This window comes from Kitasatospora sp. Ki12, assembly GCF_054601375.1.
Window position 1 is genome coordinate 1177333 of sequence record NZ_BAAIHT010000003.1, and the last position, 18349, is coordinate 1195681.

Annotated in this window: 18 protein-coding genes; 10 read left to right on the forward strand and 8 right to left on the reverse strand. The window is 74.4% G+C overall.

From position 1 onward, the window contains the following. Window positions 1-24 precede the first annotated feature (24 nt). Both ACYP53_RS35800 and ACYP53_RS35805 read right to left on the reverse strand, forming a co-directional pair. On the reverse strand, window positions 25-900 hold the full coding sequence (locus tag ACYP53_RS35800; protein WP_189924057.1) for a hypothetical protein: 876 nt from the start codon (window positions 898-900) through the stop codon (window positions 25-27). 126 nt (window positions 901-1026) lie between these two features. Then, window positions 1027-2502, reverse strand: a complete 1476-nt coding sequence (locus tag ACYP53_RS35805; protein WP_459650958.1) for a hypothetical protein — start codon at window positions 2500-2502, stop codon at window positions 1027-1029. A gap of 272 nt (window positions 2503-2774) precedes the next feature. On the opposite strand from ACYP53_RS35805, the gene ACYP53_RS35810 reads away from it, so the two are divergent. From ACYP53_RS35810 to ACYP53_RS35830, 5 genes are all read left to right on the forward strand, one after another. Next, entirely contained in the window at window positions 2775-3869 is a 1095-nt protein-coding gene (locus tag ACYP53_RS35810) for an IPT/TIG domain-containing protein (RefSeq protein ID WP_459650508.1), read from the forward strand. Window positions 3870-4103: 234 nt separating this feature from the next. Continuing rightward, window positions 4104-4628 (forward strand): hypothetical protein, encoded by a 525-nt coding sequence (locus tag ACYP53_RS35815; RefSeq protein WP_189924118.1) that lies wholly within the window; start codon window positions 4104-4106, stop codon window positions 4626-4628. A 154-nt stretch (window positions 4629-4782) separates the two neighbouring features. Continuing rightward, window positions 4783-5559 (forward strand): LamB/YcsF family protein, encoded by a 777-nt coding sequence (locus ACYP53_RS35820; RefSeq protein ID WP_459650509.1) that lies wholly within the window; start codon window positions 4783-4785, stop codon window positions 5557-5559. A gap of 35 nt (window positions 5560-5594) precedes the next feature. Then, complete coding sequence (gene pxpB, locus ACYP53_RS35825) at window positions 5595-6245, forward strand: 5-oxoprolinase subunit PxpB (protein WP_459650510.1); 651 nt, start codon at window positions 5595-5597, stop codon at window positions 6243-6245. Window positions 6246-6341: 96 nt separating this feature from the next. Then, on the forward strand, window positions 6342-6872 hold the full coding sequence (locus ACYP53_RS35830) for a hypothetical protein (protein ID WP_189924051.1): 531 nt from the start codon (window positions 6342-6344) through the stop codon (window positions 6870-6872). A 73-nt stretch (window positions 6873-6945) separates the two neighbouring features. On the opposite strand, the gene ACYP53_RS35835 is transcribed toward ACYP53_RS35830, so the two are convergent. From ACYP53_RS35835 to ACYP53_RS35845, 3 genes are all read right to left on the reverse strand, one after another. Further along, window positions 6946-7224, reverse strand: coding sequence for a hypothetical protein (locus ACYP53_RS35835; protein ID WP_459650511.1), 279 nt, complete (start codon window positions 7222-7224; stop codon window positions 6946-6948). A 14-nt stretch (window positions 7225-7238) separates the two neighbouring features. Continuing rightward, a complete protein-coding gene (locus ACYP53_RS35840) occupies window positions 7239-8162 on the reverse strand; it encodes an aminoglycoside phosphotransferase family protein (protein WP_459650512.1) in 924 nt (307 codons plus the stop codon). Between the two features lie 84 nt (window positions 8163-8246). Then, window positions 8247-9017, reverse strand: a complete 771-nt coding sequence (locus tag ACYP53_RS35845) for an alpha/beta fold hydrolase (RefSeq protein ID WP_459650513.1) — start codon at window positions 9015-9017, stop codon at window positions 8247-8249. A gap of 136 nt (window positions 9018-9153) precedes the next feature. Here ACYP53_RS35845 and ACYP53_RS35850 point away from each other — a divergent pair, with 136 nt between their 5' ends. Continuing rightward, window positions 9154-9687: a PadR family transcriptional regulator gene (locus tag ACYP53_RS35850; protein ID WP_459650514.1), complete on the forward strand. Its 534-nt coding sequence runs from the start codon at window positions 9154-9156 to the stop codon at window positions 9685-9687. Between the two features lie 96 nt (window positions 9688-9783). Here ACYP53_RS35850 and ACYP53_RS35855 read toward each other — a convergent pair whose 3' ends face one another. After that, on the reverse strand, window positions 9784-10392 hold the full coding sequence (locus ACYP53_RS35855; RefSeq protein ID WP_459650515.1) for a DUF4396 domain-containing protein: 609 nt from the start codon (window positions 10390-10392) through the stop codon (window positions 9784-9786). A 144-nt stretch (window positions 10393-10536) separates the two neighbouring features. On the opposite strand from ACYP53_RS35855, the gene ACYP53_RS35860 reads away from it, so the two are divergent. Further along, window positions 10537-11232 (forward strand): class I SAM-dependent methyltransferase, encoded by a 696-nt coding sequence (locus ACYP53_RS35860; protein ID WP_189924041.1) that lies wholly within the window; start codon window positions 10537-10539, stop codon window positions 11230-11232. Between the two features lie 252 nt (window positions 11233-11484). Further along, the gene (locus tag ACYP53_RS35865; RefSeq protein ID WP_189924106.1) at window positions 11485-12327 is read left to right on the forward strand and encodes an undecaprenyl-diphosphate phosphatase; all 843 of its coding nucleotides are present in this window, start codon (window positions 11485-11487) and stop codon (window positions 12325-12327) included. A 110-nt stretch (window positions 12328-12437) separates the two neighbouring features. On the opposite strand, the gene ACYP53_RS35870 is transcribed toward ACYP53_RS35865, so the two are convergent. Next, complete coding sequence (locus ACYP53_RS35870; protein ID WP_189924039.1) at window positions 12438-13949, reverse strand: HEAT repeat domain-containing protein; 1512 nt, start codon at window positions 13947-13949, stop codon at window positions 12438-12440. A gap of 287 nt (window positions 13950-14236) precedes the next feature. Between ACYP53_RS35870 and ACYP53_RS35875 the strand changes: the two genes are divergently transcribed. Beyond that, the gene (locus tag ACYP53_RS35875; protein WP_189924036.1) at window positions 14237-14860 is read left to right on the forward strand and encodes a hypothetical protein; all 624 of its coding nucleotides are present in this window, start codon (window positions 14237-14239) and stop codon (window positions 14858-14860) included. A gap of 106 nt (window positions 14861-14966) precedes the next feature. Here the strand turns inward: ACYP53_RS35875 and ACYP53_RS35880 are convergent, their stop codons facing one another. Continuing rightward, on the reverse strand, window positions 14967-16448 hold the full coding sequence (locus tag ACYP53_RS35880) for a DNA-binding protein NsdB (RefSeq protein ID WP_459650516.1): 1482 nt from the start codon (window positions 16446-16448) through the stop codon (window positions 14967-14969). A 607-nt stretch (window positions 16449-17055) separates the two neighbouring features. On the opposite strand from ACYP53_RS35880, the gene ACYP53_RS35885 reads away from it, so the two are divergent. Next, window positions 17056-18300, forward strand: a complete 1245-nt coding sequence (locus ACYP53_RS35885) for an aminoglycoside phosphotransferase family protein (protein WP_459650517.1) — start codon at window positions 17056-17058, stop codon at window positions 18298-18300. Window positions 18301-18349 lie beyond the last annotated feature (49 nt).

Genomic DNA, 18349 nt, shown 5'->3' on the forward strand with positions numbered 1-18349 from the left:
GGTTCTCCGTGGCTGAGGGTGTGGTCAGAGCGAGTGGAACGGCAGGCCGGCGTCGGCGACCAGCTCGTCCGAGGTGTCCGGCGGCAGCAGGCTGGCAGTGCCGTCGGAGACCGGGACGACGCCCAGGTCGAGCAGTTCGGCCATGGCCGCGCTGCCGGCCAGGTCGCGGACCTGGAGCTGGTAGCGGGCGGTGGTGCGGTAGGTGCCGCCGGAGTCGTCGGAGACCTTCTGCAGGAAGCCGGAGTCGACCAGGAACAGCACGGCCTTGGCGACGATGCCGATGGTGGAGCCGGAGAGCCGGCGGGCGTCCTTGGTGGCGCCGGTGGCGGTGCGCCGGGCCCAGACCCGCCAGGCGGCCTCCAGGCCGGGGGCGTCGGACTGCGGGTCGGTGTTGGCGCCCTCGGCGTCGGCCTGCTCCTCCAGGCGGCGGCAGGCCTGGCGGACGAAGGCGTCGACGCCGTTGACGGTGATCCGGCCGAGGTAGGTGTCGTCGGCCAGGTCCTCGGGGCGGGGGAAGGCCATCGCGGCGACGGCCAGGTGGGCCAGGCCGTGCAGGAAGCGGTCGGTGGACTCGGAGGCGGCGCGGCGCGAGTAGTCGCCCATCCGGACGGCGAACAGCGAGTCCTCGGCGGCGGCCACGGCCATGCCGGCGCGCGGCGAGACCTCCAGGACGACCAGGCCCATGCCGGTGGCGATGGCGTCGGCGAGCCGGGCGAACGGCGGGTCCTCGCGGTGGCGGCGCACGAGCTCGGCGTACTCGACGTCCCGGGCGGGCAGCAGCTTGGCCTGGAGGCCGAAGGAGACCAGCCGGGCGGCGTCGGCGACGTCGGCCGGGGTGATCGGCGCGGGGGCCGCCGGTTCGGTCTCGGTCGCCCAGGACGCGTCGTGGTGGGTCGTCACGGGCGGTGCTCCTCGGGGGTGGCGCGGTGCTTGCGGTCGGTCGGGGTGGTGGTCTGGGTGCTGAGCGGTGTGCTGGTCAAGGCGGGTGTCACGGTGCCTGTCCGGGCCGGTGGCCGGCGCGGCCGGTCAGCCGGCGTCCTTGCGGTCGGCGGCCATGCCGACCGCGTCGAGCAGGGCGCTGCCGACGATCAGGTCGGCGCCGCCGAACTCCCGGTCGCGCAGCGGGGTGCCGTCGTCCACGGCGAACAGCAGCCGCTCCTCGCCCTGGCGGTAGGCGGTGCCGACCGGCGGGCTGGCGGCGTGCACGGCGAGCAGGGCGACCAGGTACGGCAGGTCCGGGTCCTGCTTGCGGGCGTCGGCGAGCAGGCCGGAGAGCCGGCGGGGGGCGTCCGGCGGCAGGTCGAGCAGGACCAGCGCGGCCTCCAGCTGGGCCTCGGAGAACCGGCTGTCGTCCGGGGTGGCGACGAGGTCCGGGTCCGGCAGCTCGGCGCCGAGGTGCTCGCGCTCGACCGGCGGGGTGAGCAGCAGGTCGACCAGGTCGGCGACCCGGACCGAGGCCGGGGTGCGCAGGCCGGCGCCGCGGGCGAAGAAGGCGTCGGTGGGGCGGACGGCCTGCTCCACCGGCAGCCGCAGTACGGGGGCGAGCAGTTGCCCGTACAGGTCGATGCCGCTGCGGGCGCCGGGGGTGGCGAAGGCCTGTCGGTCCTGCTCGGCGCGGAACAGCGGGCCGGCCTCCAGCAGGCGGGTCTGCAGCTGGGTGTGGCGGCGGATGCAGTCCTTGACGATGTCGACCAGCTCGGCGGCGCGGCGCTTGTGCTCGGGGTCCTCCGCCTCGTCGCGGGCCTTGCGGATGTTGGTGAGAATCGCGTTCTCGTGCCGGTAGCGGTCGGCGATGTGGTCCAGCGCCTCTTCGATGAGGTCCGGGATCGCGCGCATCCAGTCGACGGCCCGGACGTTGCGGCGGGTGGCGTCGAGGGCGCGGCGCAGCGTCTCGGCGAACTGGACGGTGCGGTAGCGGGCCTGCTCGGCGGCGAGCTGGGCGTCGGCCAGGCGGCCGCGGCGGATCAGCACCTCCAGCTTGACCTCGGCGGCGATCTGGGCCGAGGTGACGTCGGTGTCGAGCGCGCCGACCAGGACGTTGACCGCCTCGTCGGTGGTGCGCAGGTAGACGCCGCCGTCGGGGCCGGGGACCTCCTCGATCAGCTTGAAGTCGTAGTCGCGGCGGACGTACTCGCCGTCCGCGCCGAAGGTGCCGTAGACGGCGCGGAAGCCGCGGTCCACGCTGCCGACGTTGATCAGCGACTCCAGCACCCAGCGGGCGACCCGCTCGTGCTCGGCCGCGGGGCGGCCCGCGGCCTGGGCGGCGACCCGGGGCAGCAGCCGGGCGAGGACTATCTCGCGGTCGGCCCCGGTGTCGAAGTCCATGTTCAGGGTGACCAGGTCGATCGCGGCGAGGCCGACCTCGGCCATCGCGTAGCCGCCGTACTCGCCGGCCAGGTTGACCTTGCGGCTGTCCAGGTCGTGCAGCGGGGCGGTGCAGGCCAGCGCCTTGAGCCGGCGGGCCAGGCCCTCGTCGGCGGCGGGGCCGGGCGCGGGGCGCACGACGGCCGGGCCAGCGGACGGGACGGCGGCCGGACCGACGGACGGCCGGAGGCCGGGCTCGGTGGGCGGGTCTGCGATGGCGGTCACGGGGGACAAGATTAGAGGTTCGCACCGACATCGACCGAAACGGACCTTGCGGACCGGCACAACGGCAGGTGAGCGGCCCTCCGGAGATCATTTTCGGAACGTGGTTTCGACGGAATCCCGCCATTCTCGAACCAGCATTCGAAAAACCGGTGAGGGCGGCGCAATGGTTCGGTGATGATCGACCTATGATCACCCGACTGGCCAAAGCGGGCGTTGCCGCCGCGCTGTCCGTGACCACCCTCACCACCGGTGCCGTCCTCACCGCCGGCACCGCCGCGGCCGCGACCCCCAAGGGCTCGGCACCTGCGATCCCGGCCCCCAAGGCCTCGACGCCCGCGGTTTCGACTTCCGCGCAGCACGTGACCGTCTCGCAGAGCGGGAACTACCCCGGCGGCTTCTTCACCACCGGCAACATGTCGGCGAGCTGGGTGTCCGCCGGCACCGCGGACCTGACCGGCCCGACCCACTTCACCGTCGACCTGCCGCCCGGCGTCACCACCGACGGCGCCATGTTCTACTCCACGCCGTACGACTACACCTTCACCGAGACCCTCTCGCCCGACGGCCGCCACCTGGAGGCCGTCCTCACCGGCACCCGGGTGGTCGGCAAGAGCGAGTTCATGAAGCTCAACCTGCGCACCACGCCCGGCGTGCCGATCACCGGCGTGATCACGGTGACGGCCGCCAACCCGAACGACACCGACCCGACCGGCCACGTCTCCCGCTACGACCTCGGCACCGGCGGCTACCTGCCGGCGACCGTCCAGGCCGCCCCGGCCGCCACCGGCCTCGGCACCACCACCGGCCCCGGCACCGGCGGCACCGCGGTGACCGTCAGCGGCAGCAACCTGGCCCACGGCATGGTGCTGGTCGGCGGCGTCCCCGCGGCCGGCAGCTGCACCGACACCGCCTGCACGGTGACCACGCCGGGCGGCTCGGGCAGCGTCCCGGTCAGCGTGGTGACGCCCGGCGGCACCGCCACCGCGACGGCCACCTTCGACTACACCGGCGCCACTCCCCCGGCCCCGCCCGCGCCCTCGGTCAGCAGCCTGTCCCCGGCGAGCGGCCCGGTCGCCGGCGGGACCCGGGTGAACGTGATCGGCAGCAACCTGACCTACGGGACGGTCGCGTTCGGCGGCGTGCCGGCCGCCCACGTCTCCTGCGGCCCGTCCTTCTGCACGGCCACCGCTCCGGCGGGCGCCCAGCCCGGCCCGGTGAACGTCACGGTCACCACGGCGGGCGGCACCAGCGCGTCGGCGACGTACACCTACACGGCGTAACACCAGCACGGCCGGTGCCCGGGTGCTTCGGCACCCGGGCACCTTCGCGTTTCCGGGCGGCGCCAGGGGGTTCCGGGGATCACCTGGAGGCAAGTTGAACATGTTCAAAAGAAGGGTCTAGAGTCGGTTCCGCGCAGGCGGGACAAGGATCCGCCCGCAGTTCGGCACGCCGGTCCGCCCGGGGTGCCCGGCACGGAGGTGTACGCGGTGGACAGAGTGGACGAGGTTCGCGACATGGACGGCGACCCCGCGGTCGTCCTGCGCAGGGTCCGGCGCTGGCTGTGGTTCTTCCTGGTCTGCCTGGTGCTCAGCGGCCTGACCGCCTTCCCCCTGGAGACCGAGACCCGCCTGCTGGTCGACTTCGTCACCGGCCCGGCCGCCCCGCTGACCGACCACTTCCCCGCCGTGACGGCCTGGTTCGAACGGGTCCACACGGGCATCGCCGAGACCGACGAGCGCTACCCCTTCCTGGCCTACGGCACCGACTGGCTGGCCTTCGCCCACCTGGTGATCGCCGCCGCCTTCTGGGGGCCGCTCAAGGACCCGGTCCGCAACATCTGGGTGCTCCGCTGGGCCGTGCTCGCCTGCGGGGCGGTGATCCCGCTGGCGCTGATCTGCGGGCCGCTGCGGGGGATCCCGGTGGTGTGGCGATTCATCGACATGTCGTTCGGCGTCTTCGGTGTCATCCCGCTGCTGATCGTGCTGCGGGCCCTCCGTCCGCTGGAACGTTCCTTCCCGGAACCGGCGCCCACCCGCTGAGCCGGTCCGGCCCGTACGCCCCCTGTGGCGCCGCCCCGGGGCGTACGGGCCGGGTCACACGCCGTGGGGCTCCCCGGGGGCCCGGGCCACGGACAACGGCCTTCATCCGCAGGCCCTACCATCTGGCTCAACAGCTGCTGGGAGGCGGACGGACGTGGCCGATGCGGTGATCGATCTCAATGCGGACCTCGGCGAGGGGTTCGGGCGCTGGACGCTGACCGACGACGAGGCACTGCTGTCCGTGGTGACCAGCGCCAACGTCGCCTGCGGCTTCCACGCCGGGGACCCGTCGACGATGCGCCGGGTCTGCGCACTGGCCGCCGAGCGCGGCGTCCGGATCGGCGCCCAGGTCTCCTACCGCGACCTGGCCGGCTTCGGCCGCCGCGCGATGGACGTCCCGCCGGAGGAACTCGCCGACGAGATCGCGTACCAGATCGGCGCCCTCCAGGTGTTCGCCCGCGCCGCCGGCTCCAAGGTCTCCTACGTCAAACCGCACGGCGCGCTCTACAACCGGGTGGTCACCGACTCCGACCAGGCCGAGGCCGTGGTGGCCGGCGTGCTGCGGGCCGGCGCGGTCTGTGACGGCCCGCTGCCCGTCCTCGGCCTGCCGGGCTCCCGGTTCCTCGAGGTCGCCGAGGGCGTCGGACTGCCGGTGGTCACCGAGGCCTTCGCCGACCGGGCCTACACCCGCACCGGCACCCTCGTCCCGCGCCGGGAGCCCGGGGCGGTGGTGCACGACCCCGAGTCGGTGATCACCCGCGCCGTCGACATCGCCCGGGACGGCTCGGTGGAGTGCGTCACCGGCGAGCGGATCGCCGTCGAGGCCCGCTCGCTCTGCGTTCACGGCGACACCCCCGGCGCCGCCCAGCTCGCCTGGCGGGTGCGCGGCGGCCTGGCCTCGGCCGGGGTCCGGGTGGAGGCGTTCACGTGACGGCGGGAGGCGGCGTGATGGGGCCGGGAGGCGGCGTGACGGGGTCGGACGAGTCGGTGCGACCGGTCGGCGAGGTGCGGCGGGTCGGCGAGGGAGCGCTGCTGGTCGAGCTGCCCGGGACGGCCGAGGTCGCGGCGCTGTACGGGTGGCTGCGCGAGCAGCGGGAGGCCGGGGTGCTCGGCGAGGTCGAGGAACTGGTGCCGGCCGCCCGCACGGTGCTGCTGGACGGCGTAGCGGACGTCGACGCGGTGGCCCGGCTGCTGCGCACGGCCCGTCCGGCCACCGCCGAGACGGCGCGCGGACCGCTGCTGGAGGTCCCGACCGTGTACGACGGCGCCGACCTGGCCGAGGTCGCCGCGCTGTGGGGGGTGTCCGCGGAGGCGGCCGTCCGGATCCACACCGAGCCCGAGTACACGGTCGCCTTCTGCGGCTTCGCCCCCGGCTTCGGCTACCTCACCGGCCTGCCCGCACGCTACGACGTCCCGCGCCGGGCCACCCCGCGCAGCTCCGTCCCGGCCGGCTCGGTCGCCCTGGCCGGCTCGTACACCGGCGTCTACCCGCGCTCCTCCCCCGGCGGCTGGCAGCTCATCGGCCGCACCGCGCTCCCCCTGTGGGACACCGACCGGGAACCGCCCGCCCTGCTGGCCCCGGGCGTCCGGGTCCGGTTCACCGCTCGGCGGGCGTGAGCGGGTGGCGGGCGTGAGCGGATGGCGGGCCGCCGGGTCCGGTGCCGGGTGCAGGGCCGCCGCTGCTCTGTCAGAGGCGCTCACTAGACTTCGAGGGTGATCGAACTCCTCGACAACCTGGACCTGTTGACGCGCCGGGACCTCGACCTGACGACCCTGACGATGGGCGGCGTGGCCTTCGGAGCCCCGGCGGCCGACGTCCCGCGCGGACTGATCGTCGACGCCACGGCTCCCGTCGTCGCCCGGCGCAGGAGCGGGGACGACATCGAGCCCGAGTTCGAGGACCGCGGCGGCCGGGTGCTGACCCTGGCCCAGGTGGTGGACGACGCCGTCCGCTCGAAGGGCTTCCTGTACACCGCGGACGACCTCACCTACCGGATCCGATCCGGGAGGGTCGTCGGCTTCGCGATCTACGGCCCGCGGCTGGCGCACTTCTCCGGGCTGTCCTCGTACCAGGAGTTCCGCGCCGCGTTCGGCACGCCCGACCGCGTGGAGACGGACGAGGAGCCCGGAGGCGGCGAGCACACGGCCTACTGGCACCACTACTCGGACCCGCGCAGGTGCGCACGGTGGGACGCCGGGTCCCACCGGGTGAGCCTGGTCAACCTGGGCGAGTTCGACGACTAGAGGCTGCCTTGCCGGTGCACATGGCCAGGCCGCGCCGACGATCAACAGCTCAGCCCCACCGATGAGTCACGTTCTACTCGACGAGCAGGACGGCCGACAGCGGGGCCTCCAGCACCAGGGCCCGGGAGAGTGTCAGACCGAAGTGCCGCTCCAGCACCCCCAGGGTGGTCCGGTGCACCTCGCGGACCGCTCGCTCCTCGTCCGGCAGGCCTTCCGCGCTCAGCAACTCCTTGACCGCACCCGCGACATCGGGGTCTCCGACGACCTGGCCGTTGCCCCAGGAGTCGTCCAGGTGCAGATTGAACGAGCAGACCGTCCGGCCGTCCCGGTGGTAGTGGAAGGTCGGCGGCACCGGCTTTCCGTTCTTCAGCGCCCCAGGAGCACCTCGGCGACGGCCCGTTGGGCCGGGTCCAGCTCCGTCCGGCCCTCCTCGGCCGTCCAGGCCGCGTTCTGCAGCACCCGGGCGAGCGTCCAGGCCGTCGCGACCCCGCGGTCCAGCTCCAGCGCCTCCGTCAGGAGGTCGAAGCGCCGGTGCACCGCCCGGGCGAGGTCGCCGGTGGCCACCACGTCCTCCCAGCGGTTGCGCAGCGCCGGGAGCAGCTCGAAGCCGGGGTGCCCGGCGAGCGGCTTGGGGTCGATGGCCAGCCAGCCGCCGCGGCCGCTCTCCGGGAGCGGGGCGAGGACGTTGCCGTAGTGCAGGTCCCAGTGGAGCAGCCGGTCGCCGGGGTCGCCGCACACCTCGCGGAGGGCGGCGGTGCAGTCGGCGAGCAGCCTCCGCTCGTCAGGGTCGCCGAACGCCGCGACGGCGGCCGGGGCGCGCTCCAGCAGCCCTCCGGAGATGTCCGCCAACATCCTGATGTCCGAGGGCGCTTGACGCTTCGTCAATTCGGCTAGCAGCTCGGCGATCACGCGCAGTGCCACGAGGTCGTCGGGTACGGCGAGGAGCGAGCGCGCCGGGTCAAGCCGCTCCAACAGCAGGGCTCCCGAGGCGGGTTCGTGGTCCAGCAGCCGGACGGCCCCGCGGCCGCGCCAGGCGCGCAGGGCGAGCGGTTCGCCCGCCGTCTCCTCGTCCACGGGCTGCAGCTTGAGCGCGGCGGGCCTCCCGTCGGCGCGCAGCACGGGCAGCACCAGCCCGACGACGCCGTGTGCGGTCGGGCCGTCCGGGCGCAGCTCCCAGCGGTCGAGCAACTCGTCGGCCAGGGCGGGCAGTCGAGCCGCCCAGGCGAGACCGTCCGCGCCGCGGAACTCCTCCAGGGACGCGGCCAGCGCGGGCGGGACGTCGACGGGCATCGGGCGGGCTCCTCTCGGGCACTCCGCCCAGCCTAGGCCTTCCGGCTCCTGGGGACCGGAGGTGGCCGGGCAGGCGCCCCGGGTTCAGCCCAGACCGAGCGCCTCCGCCGCGGCGGCCGCGAAACCGTCCGGGTTGTCGAGCATGATGTTGTGCCCGCAGTCCGGGACGGCGACGACCCGGACCCCGGCCGCGCGGAGCCCGTCCGCGCCGGCCAACTCGCCGTCCTCCGCCGGGTGGAGGAAGGTGCGCGGGAGGTCGAGGCCGAGCAGCAGCTCGCGCATGGTCGGCCGGGTGGCCCGGGCGAGGTAGCAGGCGCTGCGGTACAACGCCTCCGGGCCGGCCAGCCGCATGGTGGCCCACCAGAACGGGCCGACCCGCTCGGCGACCTCCGCCCGGCCGCCGGCCAGGAACTCCGCCTCGGTGTAGCCCGCGATGCCGCTGCTGCCGGGGCGTCGCCGGTCGGGGTCGACCGGGTCCAGATTGGCGTCCACCATGACCAGCCGCGACACCAGTCCGGGGTGCCGGTCGGCGAGGACGATCGCGATCGCGCCGCCCATGCTGTGGCCGACCACCTCGACCCGGTCCAGCCCGGCCGCCCGCACCGCGGTGGCGACCGCGTCGGCGTGCTCCTCGACGGTGTACCCGAAGTCCGTCGGCCGGTCGCTGATGCCGAAGCCGAGCAGGTCCATCAGCAGTGAGCGGCGGCCGGCGAGCAGCGGATGGGTGGCGGCGGCCGCGAAATAGACCGGCGAGGTGGCACCCAGTCCGTGCAGGTAGAGCCGGGCGGGCTCGGCGCCGGGCAGTTCGACCCAGCGGATCAGGTCGCCGTTGGGGGTGACGGGGGCGTGACGCATCGCGAGGACTCCTCTGACAGGAACGCAGGAACACGGGGCACTGAGGCCCGGGCACATCGAAACCATACCTCGATGCCGAGGTATCTCACATTCGAGTTACCCTCGCCCCGAGGGATCGCCATGAGAAGGTGACCCCATGCTCAAGCTCGCCATCCTCGGGTTCCTGTACGACCGGCCGCTGCACGGCTACGAGCTGCGCCGCCACCTCTCCGCGCTCGCCGGGCACGTCCAGCCGATCAGTGACGGCACGCTCTACCCCGCGATCAAGCGCCTGGAGACCGCCGGACTGCTGGTCCGCCGGACCGAGCCCGGCAGTGCCGCCGCCCCCCGGCACACCCTGCACCTCACCGAGGCCGGCCGCGCCGCACTGCTCGACCGGCTGCGCGAGCCGGAGGCGCTGGACATCAGCGACGAGAACCGCTGGTTCACCCTGCTCGCCTTCCTCCGCCACCTGGCGGACGCCGCCGCCCAGGCCGCCGTGCTCCGCCGCCGCCTGGCCTTCCTCTCCGAGCCGGCGAGCTTCTACTACGACGGCGACCGCCCGATGGGCGCCGAGGAGTTCACGGACCCGTTCCGACGCGGCCAGCTGCTGATCGCCCGCGCCACCACCGAGGCCGAACTCGGCTGGCTGCACGCGACCTTGGCCGAACTGGAGGGCGGCGCGCGGTAGCGGGCGAACGGACGAGCGGGCCGGAACGCGCCGCGGCCCGTACCGACCGTCGAACGGTCGGTACGGGCCGCAGGCGAGAGGTTCCGGCGCCTCGGATCAGTGCTGGTGGTGCGCGTGCACCACGGCGTGGCCGCGCCCCCGGCCGATCATCCACTTGTTGACCGGGACGGTGAGGGCGAAGGCCAGGGCCAGCGAGCCCGCCAGCGCCACCCAGAACAGCAGGTCACCGAGGCCCGCGTCCATCGCCCCCGGGACGGTGACCATCACGGTGTTGTCGATCAGCTCCATGACCAGGATCGACACGGTGTCGGCGGCCAGCGCGACCTTCACCGCGGCACCGACCTCCAGTCCGGCCTTCAGCACGCCGCGCATGGTCAGCGCGTAGCCGAAGACGAAGGCCAGGACGATCGAGATCACCACGGTCGCACCGTTGTGCAGACCGAAGGCGGTGCCGAGCACCATGCCGAGGATCTCGCCGATGGCGCAGCCGGTGAGGCAGTGCAGGGTCGCCTGCGCGGCCGTCCGCCAGCTCGTTCCGCCGCTGTGAGCCTGGTGGTGGCCGTGCGCGCCGTGCTGCTCGTGCCCGTGCTGCCCGTGCCCGTGCTGCCCGTGGTCGTGGTGCTCGTGCCCGTCGTGGCCCTCGTGCCCCTGGTGCCCGTCGTGCTGGTGGTGCTCGTGGTGCTCGTGCTGTGCGGGGTGTGCCATGTCGTCCTCCGCGTGCTCCGACGCCCGTCCGGCGCCGTCTCCCTCACTCCGTCGATGATCGAAGTTATACCCCCATGGGGTATCCGCCAAGCCCTTTCCGACGCCCTCTTTCCCCCCGGGCCCATCCGTGCTCGGATGACGGGCATGGCAGACGACCGACGCAAGGGCTACGACGGAACCGGCGAGGGCGCGATCACCCCGGACGGCTGCGCCGTCGAGGTGTGGAGCCGCCTCCCCGTGGGCGACGCCCCGGACGTCATCGAGGCGGCGGTGCCGCCCGGCGCCCGTATCCTCGAACTGGGCTGCGGCGTCGGCCGGATGACGCACCCGCTGACCGACCGCGGCTTCACCGTGACGGCCGTGGACGAGTCCGCCGAGATGCTGGCCCGGGTCCGCGAGGAGGTCCGCACGGTGCGCAGCCCGATCGAGGCGCTGGACCTCGGCGAGCGCTTCGACGTCGTCATGCTCGCCTCCTTCCTGGTGCACGCGGGCGATGTGACGGTCCGTCAGCGACTGCTGGAGACCTGCCGCCGCCACGTCGCCGAGGACGGCTGCGTACTGGTGCAGCGCGAGGGCGAGGACTGGCACCTCAGCCTGCCGCGCGAGACCGCGATCGGCCCCGGCGCGTGGTCCCGCCTGGTCTCCGCCACACCGGTCGGCGACGGTGTGAACTCCGTCCGCTGCGAGTACACGTTCCCGGACGGCGTCTGGACCCAGACCTTCCTGTCCCGCCCGCTCAGCACCGCGGCGTTCGAGCGGGCGCTGTCCGAGGCCGGCCTGACGGTCGAGCAGTACCTGACGGAGGACCGCACCTGGGTCCGGGCCCGGCCCTCGTCCTGACCGGACTCCGGCCCTGCCCCCGGTGGGGAGGGCGCGCGTCCCGCCCCGGGGAGGGCCCGCGCGCAAAGGCCGAACAAAGGGTGAACAAAGAGCTGTCACTTTCACCCCGTACCATCAGCCGCGCGCCGGTCCCGCGCGCGGCCTGCGGGCCGGGCGGGTCGCGGTCGTCCGCACGCCCGTTCCGACCCGCAAGGACCCGCCCATGCCGCCCCTGCCCTCTGCCCGACGGATACCCCCGGTGGGTGCCCGGTGATCGAATGGTTCCACGGGGCCGTCCTCGGCCTGATCCAGGGGCTCACCGAGTTCCTCCCGGTCTCCTCCAGCGCCCACCTGCGGGTCTTCTCCGCGCTGCTGGGCTGGGACGACCCGGGCGCCGCCTTCACGGCCGTGACCCAGCTCGGCACCGAGACGGCGGTGCTGATCTACTTCCGCCGGGACATCGCCTCGATCGTGAAGACCTGGGCGCGGTCACTGGTCCGTCGTGAGCTGCGCTCGGACCCGGACGCCCGGATGGGCTGGTTCGTGATCATCGGCACCCTGCCGATCGGCATCCTCGGCAAACTGTTCCAGGACACCATCGAGACCCACCTGCGCGACCTGCGGATCATCGGCACCACGCTGATCGTCTTCGGCCTGGTCCTGGCCTTCGCCGACCGCACCCGGGCCGTCCGCAACGCCCGTCCGATCAGTGACCTCACCCTGCCGCACGCGGGCATCTACGGCTTCGCCCAGGCGCTGGCGCTGATCCCGGGCGTCTCCCGCTCCGGCGGCACGATCAGCGCGGGCCTGCTGCTCGGCTACAGCCGGGAGGCGGCGGCCCGCTACTCGTTCCTGCTGGCGATCCCGGCGGTGCTGGCCTCGGGGACGCTGGAGCTGTTCAAGATCGGCGAGGGTCCGGCGCCGGCCTGGGGGCCGACCATCCTGGCGACGCTGATCGCCTTCGCGGTCGGCTACGCGGCGATCGCCTGGTTCCTCAAGTACATCTCGAGCCACAGCTTCATGCCGTTCGTGATCTACCGGGTCCTGCTCGGCGTCCTGATCATCGGACTGGTGGCCGGCGGCGTCCTGCTCCCGGACGCGGGCTCGGTGAAGTAGAACCACGTTTCAGAACCATTTCGGATCCACCCCCCGAACGGCGGCGGAGCCACACAACGCAGTGGGCCGGGACACCGTGTCGGTGTCCCGGCCCACTCAGCGTTGAGGACCTACCTCCCGGGCTCCCGGGCGGCGGTCAGGCGGCCGCGTACGGCGGCGTGGACCTCGGCCTCCTCGGCCGGGTCGGCGGCGAGCCTGCGCAACCGCTCCAGCACACGCGCGTCGCCCGTGGTGGCGACATGGCGCGCGGCGAGCTCACGCGTGGACTCCTCGCAGTCCCAGAGGCACTCGACGGCGGGCCCCTCGGGAAAGTGCACGTCGGTGGCGGCGAGCGCCTTGGCGGCGCGACCGCGCAGCTCGGAGGAGGCGGCCTCCCCGTAGATGTGGCGCAGGACCGGTACGGCGTCGGCGGCGGCCAGCCGCCCCGCACCGTCCACCAGCGACCCGAGCCCGGTACCGCCGACCCCCCGCACGGAGACCCAGCGGCGCAGCCCGGCGACCACCAGCGGCCCGTCCTGCGGCTCGCCGGCGTCGGCGAGCAGCTGGACCGCGGCCTCGCCGAGGGCGCTGTCCGCTCCCCCGCTGGCCGGATCGGCCCAGCGGCGGGCCTGCGCCAGCACCTCGGGGCCGCGCATCCGGCCCAGCAGTTCCAGGGCGGACCGGACGATCCGGTCGTCCACGTCGGCGGCGGCGGCCTCGATCAGCTCGACGGCGGCCGGATCCCGCTGCTCGACGAGGTGGCGCAGGGCCGCGCGGCGGGCGCCGGGCAGGCCGTCGCGGGCGGCTTCCAGCAGCAGCGGACGGTCCTCGGGCCGGACGACGGCGGTGAGGCAGCGGGCGGCCGCGGCGGCGCGGCGGTCCACCGCGTCGGGGCCACTCGGGGAGTCGGTGTCGCGCGCGGGCTCCGGGCGGGCGTCGGGCCGGCCGAGGAAGGCGCCCACGCCGAGGCCGCCCAGTTCGCCCTGGTCGGCCCAGGCCAGCACGTCCGCGGTGGACCAGCCGGGGGTGACGCCGCTGCGGTTGATCTGGCGTTGCCACAGGTCGAAGGGGGACTGCTCGCTGGCCGCCGCCACTCTCGGGTGGTAGGCCGCCCACAGCCGCCAGGGCCGGGGCTCGTACGCGTTGCGGATGAACTCGCGCAGCTCGGCGTCGCCCTCGGGGCCCGGCGGGAAGTGGTCGAGCACGGCGGTGCCGAGCAGCAGCAGGCCGCGGTCGTCGTCGCGCAGGGCGAGCTCGTCGAGGGCCCAGGACCAGTTGGCGCCGGTGGCGGCGTACTCGCGCAGCATCAGCAGCGCGTCGCGCCGGCCGTACGCGGCGAGGTGGCCCAGGACGGAGAGGGCGAGGCCGGTGCGGGCCTCGTCGTCGCTGACGAGGTCCTCGGCGGAGTGGAGGTGGTCCTCGATGCCGTCGAGGGGGGCCTCGAGCTCCATGTAGAGGCGGGCGTAGTAGAGGGAGCGGCTCTCGACCTGCCAGTCGGCTCGCGGATCCCTGGTGACACATTCCTCCAGCGCGGCGATGGCCTCGGCACGGTCGGCGGCCAGCGCATGGAGCTGCCCGTCACCACGGCCTCGCTGAAGGAGGCCCAGGAGGCTGGCGCTTGGTGCTATCACTGGCTCGAACATGAGGTCAGCATCCGTTGCGGCGGTCGGAGTGGCAACGGGATTTCCGTCGCCGGGGTCTCTGGTCGGTACTGCGGTGGGCGCCCGGGCGCCGGAATCACCGAAGGTTACCGCCTCGCGCACCCGTCCGCACACAGGGCGACGAGGCCCACTGCCACAGTGGCATATGCCAGGGGAATTTTGCCTGCGATCTGTCCAAATCGCCCACAGGGGTGAGGACGCTGTGCGACAGTCTTCTCACAACCCGACGACCCGCACAAAGCGGGCCGAACCCGAGCGATGGACCCGCCATGAACATGCCCTTAGGCGCCGCCCGCCCGCCGGGCACCGCCACGGTGGACGGCGCCCCGGCGGGCGCGACCGGCTCCGGCACGACCGGCTGCGGCACGAACGCCGGCGGAGCCGCCGGTGCCGCGGGCACGGCGGGCCGCGCCGGCGGCGGAACAGGCAGCGGCAGAACGGGCGACGACGGCACCGGCGGCGACGCCGACGGCGGAACGGACGGCAGAGTGGACGGCACGGCGCGGGAGCCGTCCGGCCCCTACCTCGGCGACGGCGGCGAGCACGGCGGTGCCCCCGGCGGCGAGGTCGTCCTCGGCTCCGCCGAGTGGGACCTGCAGACCGACGGCATCAAGTGGAACGCGGAGACCTACGTCCTCCTCGGCTGCGACCCGGAGCGCGGGCCGCTCAGCCTCGACCGGCTGCCCGACCGCCTTCCCGAGGCGGACCGGCCGCTACTGCGCCGGATGATGACCGACGCCCTGGTGCACGGCCGCGTCGCCGCCGGCACCCTGCGGATCCGCCGGCCCTGCGGACGGCACGACAGCATCGAGTGCGCGGGCGAACCCGTCCTCGGCGCGGACGGCACCGTCACCGCGCTGCGCATGCTGCTCCGGCCGGCACCGCCGGACTGAGCCCTCGCGCCACCGGGCCGACCCACGGTGCCGAACCGCGCTGCCGGACCGCACCGCGCCACCGGACCGAGGGCCACGTCGGGCGCCCGCGCGCCGGTCCCGCTCCTCAGGTCAGCCGCGGCCGGTTCTTGGCGTCCGCCGCCCGCAGCTCCCGCCCCAGCTCGGCCCGCAGCTCGTCCACCACCGGCAGCCCCCGGTAGGCCGCGGTCAGCCGGTACATCTCGCGCAGCCGGTCCCAGGTCCGGTGCGAGGAGTTCTGGCCGATCAGGTTCATCACCATCTTGGCCTGCAGCTCCGCCGCGTCCGGCTCGCCCGTGATCAGGTGCACCGAGGCGAGGGTGATCCGGTCGAACAGCGCCGAGCGCAGCTGTCCGGTGCCCTCCCGCAGCGTGATCACCCGTTCCGCCTGCTTGCGGGCGTCGGCGGCCGCCCCCGGGTCGTGCTCGGCCAGCGTGCGCAGCACCAGGGCCTGCATGCCGCGCAGTTCGGCCTCGTCGAACACCTGCATCCAGGACGGCGGCGGCTCCGGCGAGTCCTCGGCGAACAGGTCCTCGGCCTCGCCGAGCAGCCGGTAGGTGTCCTGGGAGTGCCCGATCGAGGCGTGCGCCCAGGCCTCGACGGTGTTCAGCATGGCGCGCGTTCTGGGCACCAGCTGCCCGCCGGCCGCCTTGGCCGCCGACATCAGGTCGAGCGCGTCGTCGGCCCGGCCCAGGTGGACCATCTGGCGCGCGGCCCGGGAGATCGCCTCCCCGGCCCGCGGCCGGTCCCCGGCCTCCTTGGCGGCCTCGGCCGCGATCATGAAGTACCGCTGGGCGGTGGGCTCCAGGCCCACGTCGTGCGACATCCAGCCCGCCAGCACCGCCAGGTTGGCCGCGACCAGCCACAGCCGCCGCTCGACGGCGGCCGGGTGGCGGTGCGTCAACAGGCCGCCGACCTCGTTGAGCTGACCGACCACCGCCTTCCGCTGCAGCCCGCCGCCGCGGGCCGCGTCCCAGGCCCGGAAGACCTGCACCGAGTGCTCCAGCGACTCCACCTCGTCGAGCCCGACCGGGCCCGCGTCGTACACGTCCACCACCGGGCGCGCGCCGCTCCCGGCGACCACCTGGCGCGGCCCGGGCGCCGAGGCCGCGTACGCGACCGCGTCCCCGCCCAGCCAGCCCTTCAGCGAGTCGGCGATGACCGCCCCGGCCGTGAGCGCGGCTCCGGCGCCCACCAATCCACGTCGGTTCAGCATGAGGTCCATTCCCGTGAACTCGGTGAGGACCGCGGCTGTTCGATCCGGCGACCATGGCACTGCTGCGGACGGCTCCGCTCCGGACCTGGTGGGCCGGTGTCGTTCCAGACCGAGGTCCTCAGTGGTGACGACACGGCCGAGCCGCTCCGTGAACACGGCTGCCAGCACCCTCGGCACCGGATCGCGCGGGATCTCCCCCTGCTCGATCCAACGCCGTACCCTCGACGTGTCGGTGGACAGGTGCATCTGTCCCATCGCGGCACCCCGGCGGTTGACCAGCCGCGCGAGTTCGCCCTTGGACCATCCGGTCAGGACGAACAGGTCGGCGAGTCGGGTGTTGGGTCCCCTGCTCAATGAAGCCCCCAGGTTCCTCGGCTTCCTCCGAGGCTAGAGGCTCGGGCAAGTGCCAGGCGAGCATTCGCCACCGTTCGCCAGGGCCCGCCAGACTACTAAGCCAGTGCCCGACGGGTGTGTTGTAGGGGTGCGCCACCTCGCCCCCGGGTCGGGCGGCGTCCCACCAGCGTCGGGGCAGTCCCCCGACGGTGTCACGGGACGCTCCCGGTTCTCACCCGAGGGGGTGGCGCGGCCGGGTGGCGCGGGAGCGCCGGGCACGGCCACGGCACGGTCCGGCCGACCGCATTCCCCAGGGTGCGGACGGTCGGAGCACCGCCGAAACAGGGGTTCCTGACCCCGCGTCCGTGCCCGGCGCCCGCGCACCACCCACCGCACCGCACGCGGCACCGCACCCAGAACCACCCGCCGCACCGCGGTGGCGCACGGACCGGCGAAGCGCACGAACCGCACGAACCGCACGAACCGCATTCGGGCACCGCGCCACCACGAGCACCACCGCAAGGCACCACCCGCAGGGCCGCCGTCACGCCAGGAAGCACGGCACCGGCCCTCCCCGCCCCCGCGGGGCCGCACCTGCCGACGGACCGGAAGGGACCACCCTCAGCCCATGTACTCCTCAGCGACGACCCCCACGCCGACCGCGACCCGCACCGCGCTGCGCCCCCCCACCGCAGCCACCGGCCGACCCGGCCCCAGGCAGGTGCCCCCGGCGAGCCGCCCGGCGGCTCCGCGCGGCGTCGAGGGCAGGGCCGCGGACACCCGGGTCGCCCCGGCCGGCCGTACGGCGCTGGGACCCACCGGCCGTACCGCGCTGGGGCTGCGCGGCCCCGAGACGGTCCCGCCGCCGCCCGGCGGCCGGATCCCGCTGGCCCGGCAAGCGGACGGCCAGGTGCTGCGCACCCGGCCGCGGCCCGGACTGCCCGGCGGGCCGGAGCGGATCGATCCGTCCGCGCTGCAGACCCCGTCGGTACGGGCCGCGCTGGCGAGCGTCGCGCGGATATGTCCCGCGTTCACCCCGCGCCAGGTCCTGCGCGAGGGCAGCCGCCACATCCTGGTGGCGGGCACCATCGGGCGGGCGCCGGTGGTCGCCAAGTGCCTGGCGCCGCAGGCGGTGCGGAGTGAGTACTTCGAGCAGCTGGTGGCCGACTTCCACCACGAGGTCGCGGTCTACCGGGCGTTCGTCCGGCACCGCCCGCCGGTGCGGCTGCCCCGGCTGGTCGCGGCCGACCACGACCGCTGCGTGCTGGTCATGGAGCGCGTCCCCGGCCGCCCGGCCGCCCGGGAGCGCCACCCGGTCAACGCGCCCACCCCGGGCGAGGTCCGGGCGCTGCTCAACACCGTCCGGACGCTGAACCTGTGGCGGCCGCCGACCGACGTGTTCCAGCCGCGCATGGACTACCCGCTGGAGATCGCCCGCTACCACTCGGTGGGCCAGCTCACCGACCGGGACGCCGGCGACCTGCGCGGCCTGCTGCACGGCCTCGGCCACACCCCGATGCAGCTCTGCCACGGCGACGCCCTGCTCAGCAACATGCTGCTGGCGCCGTCCGGCCCGGTGCTGGTCGACTGGGAGCAGGCCGGCTGGTACCTGCCCGGCTACGACCTGGCGGTGCTGTGGAGCGTGCTCTCCGGGGACACCGCGGCGCGTCGGCAGATCAGCCAACTCGCCCAGAGCGGCGGCACGCTGGCCCGGGACGCGTTCCTGGTGAACCTGGTGCTGGTGCTGATGCGGGAGATCCGGCTGTACGACGTGCCGGGCGCCGGCGAGGAGCAGCGGATCATGATCCGCCGGCTCTACGACGACGCCGCGCTCGCCCGCCGGGCCGTCCGGGCCGCGGTCGGGACGCGCTGAGACGACCGCGGGCCCGGGTCCGGCCGCTTCGTTCCGGTCCGTCCTGGTC

Bases quoted from the DNA above. Each gene is read 5' to 3' on its own strand.
- ACYP53_RS35810 (WP_459650508.1), top strand. From the start codon at position 2,775: ATGATCACCCGACTGGCCAAAGCGGGCGTTGCCGCCGCGCTGTCCGTG.
- ACYP53_RS35815 (WP_189924118.1), top strand. From the start codon at position 4,104: ATGGACGGCGACCCCGCGGTCGTCCTGCGCAGGGTCCGGCGCTGGCTG.
- ACYP53_RS35840 (WP_459650512.1), bottom strand. From the start codon at position 8,162: ATGCCCGTCGACGTCCCGCCCGCGCTGGCCGCGTCCCTGGAGGAGTTC.
- ACYP53_RS35845 (WP_459650513.1), bottom strand. From the start codon at position 9,017: ATGCGTCACGCCCCCGTCACCCCCAACGGCGACCTGATCCGCTGGGTC.
- ACYP53_RS35850 (WP_459650514.1), top strand. From the start codon at position 9,154: ATGCTCAAGCTCGCCATCCTCGGGTTCCTGTACGACCGGCCGCTGCAC.
- ACYP53_RS35855 (WP_459650515.1), bottom strand. From the start codon at position 10,392: ATGGCACACCCCGCACAGCACGAGCACCACGAGCACCACCAGCACGAC.
- ACYP53_RS35860 (WP_189924041.1), top strand. From the start codon at position 10,537: ATGGCAGACGACCGACGCAAGGGCTACGACGGAACCGGCGAGGGCGCG.
- ACYP53_RS35870 (WP_189924039.1), bottom strand. From the start codon at position 13,949: ATGTTCGAGCCAGTGATAGCACCAAGCGCCAGCCTCCTGGGCCTCCTT.
- ACYP53_RS35875 (WP_189924036.1), top strand. From the start codon at position 14,237: ATGAACATGCCCTTAGGCGCCGCCCGCCCGCCGGGCACCGCCACGGTG.
- ACYP53_RS35885 (WP_459650517.1), top strand. From the start codon at position 17,056: ATGTACTCCTCAGCGACGACCCCCACGCCGACCGCGACCCGCACCGCG.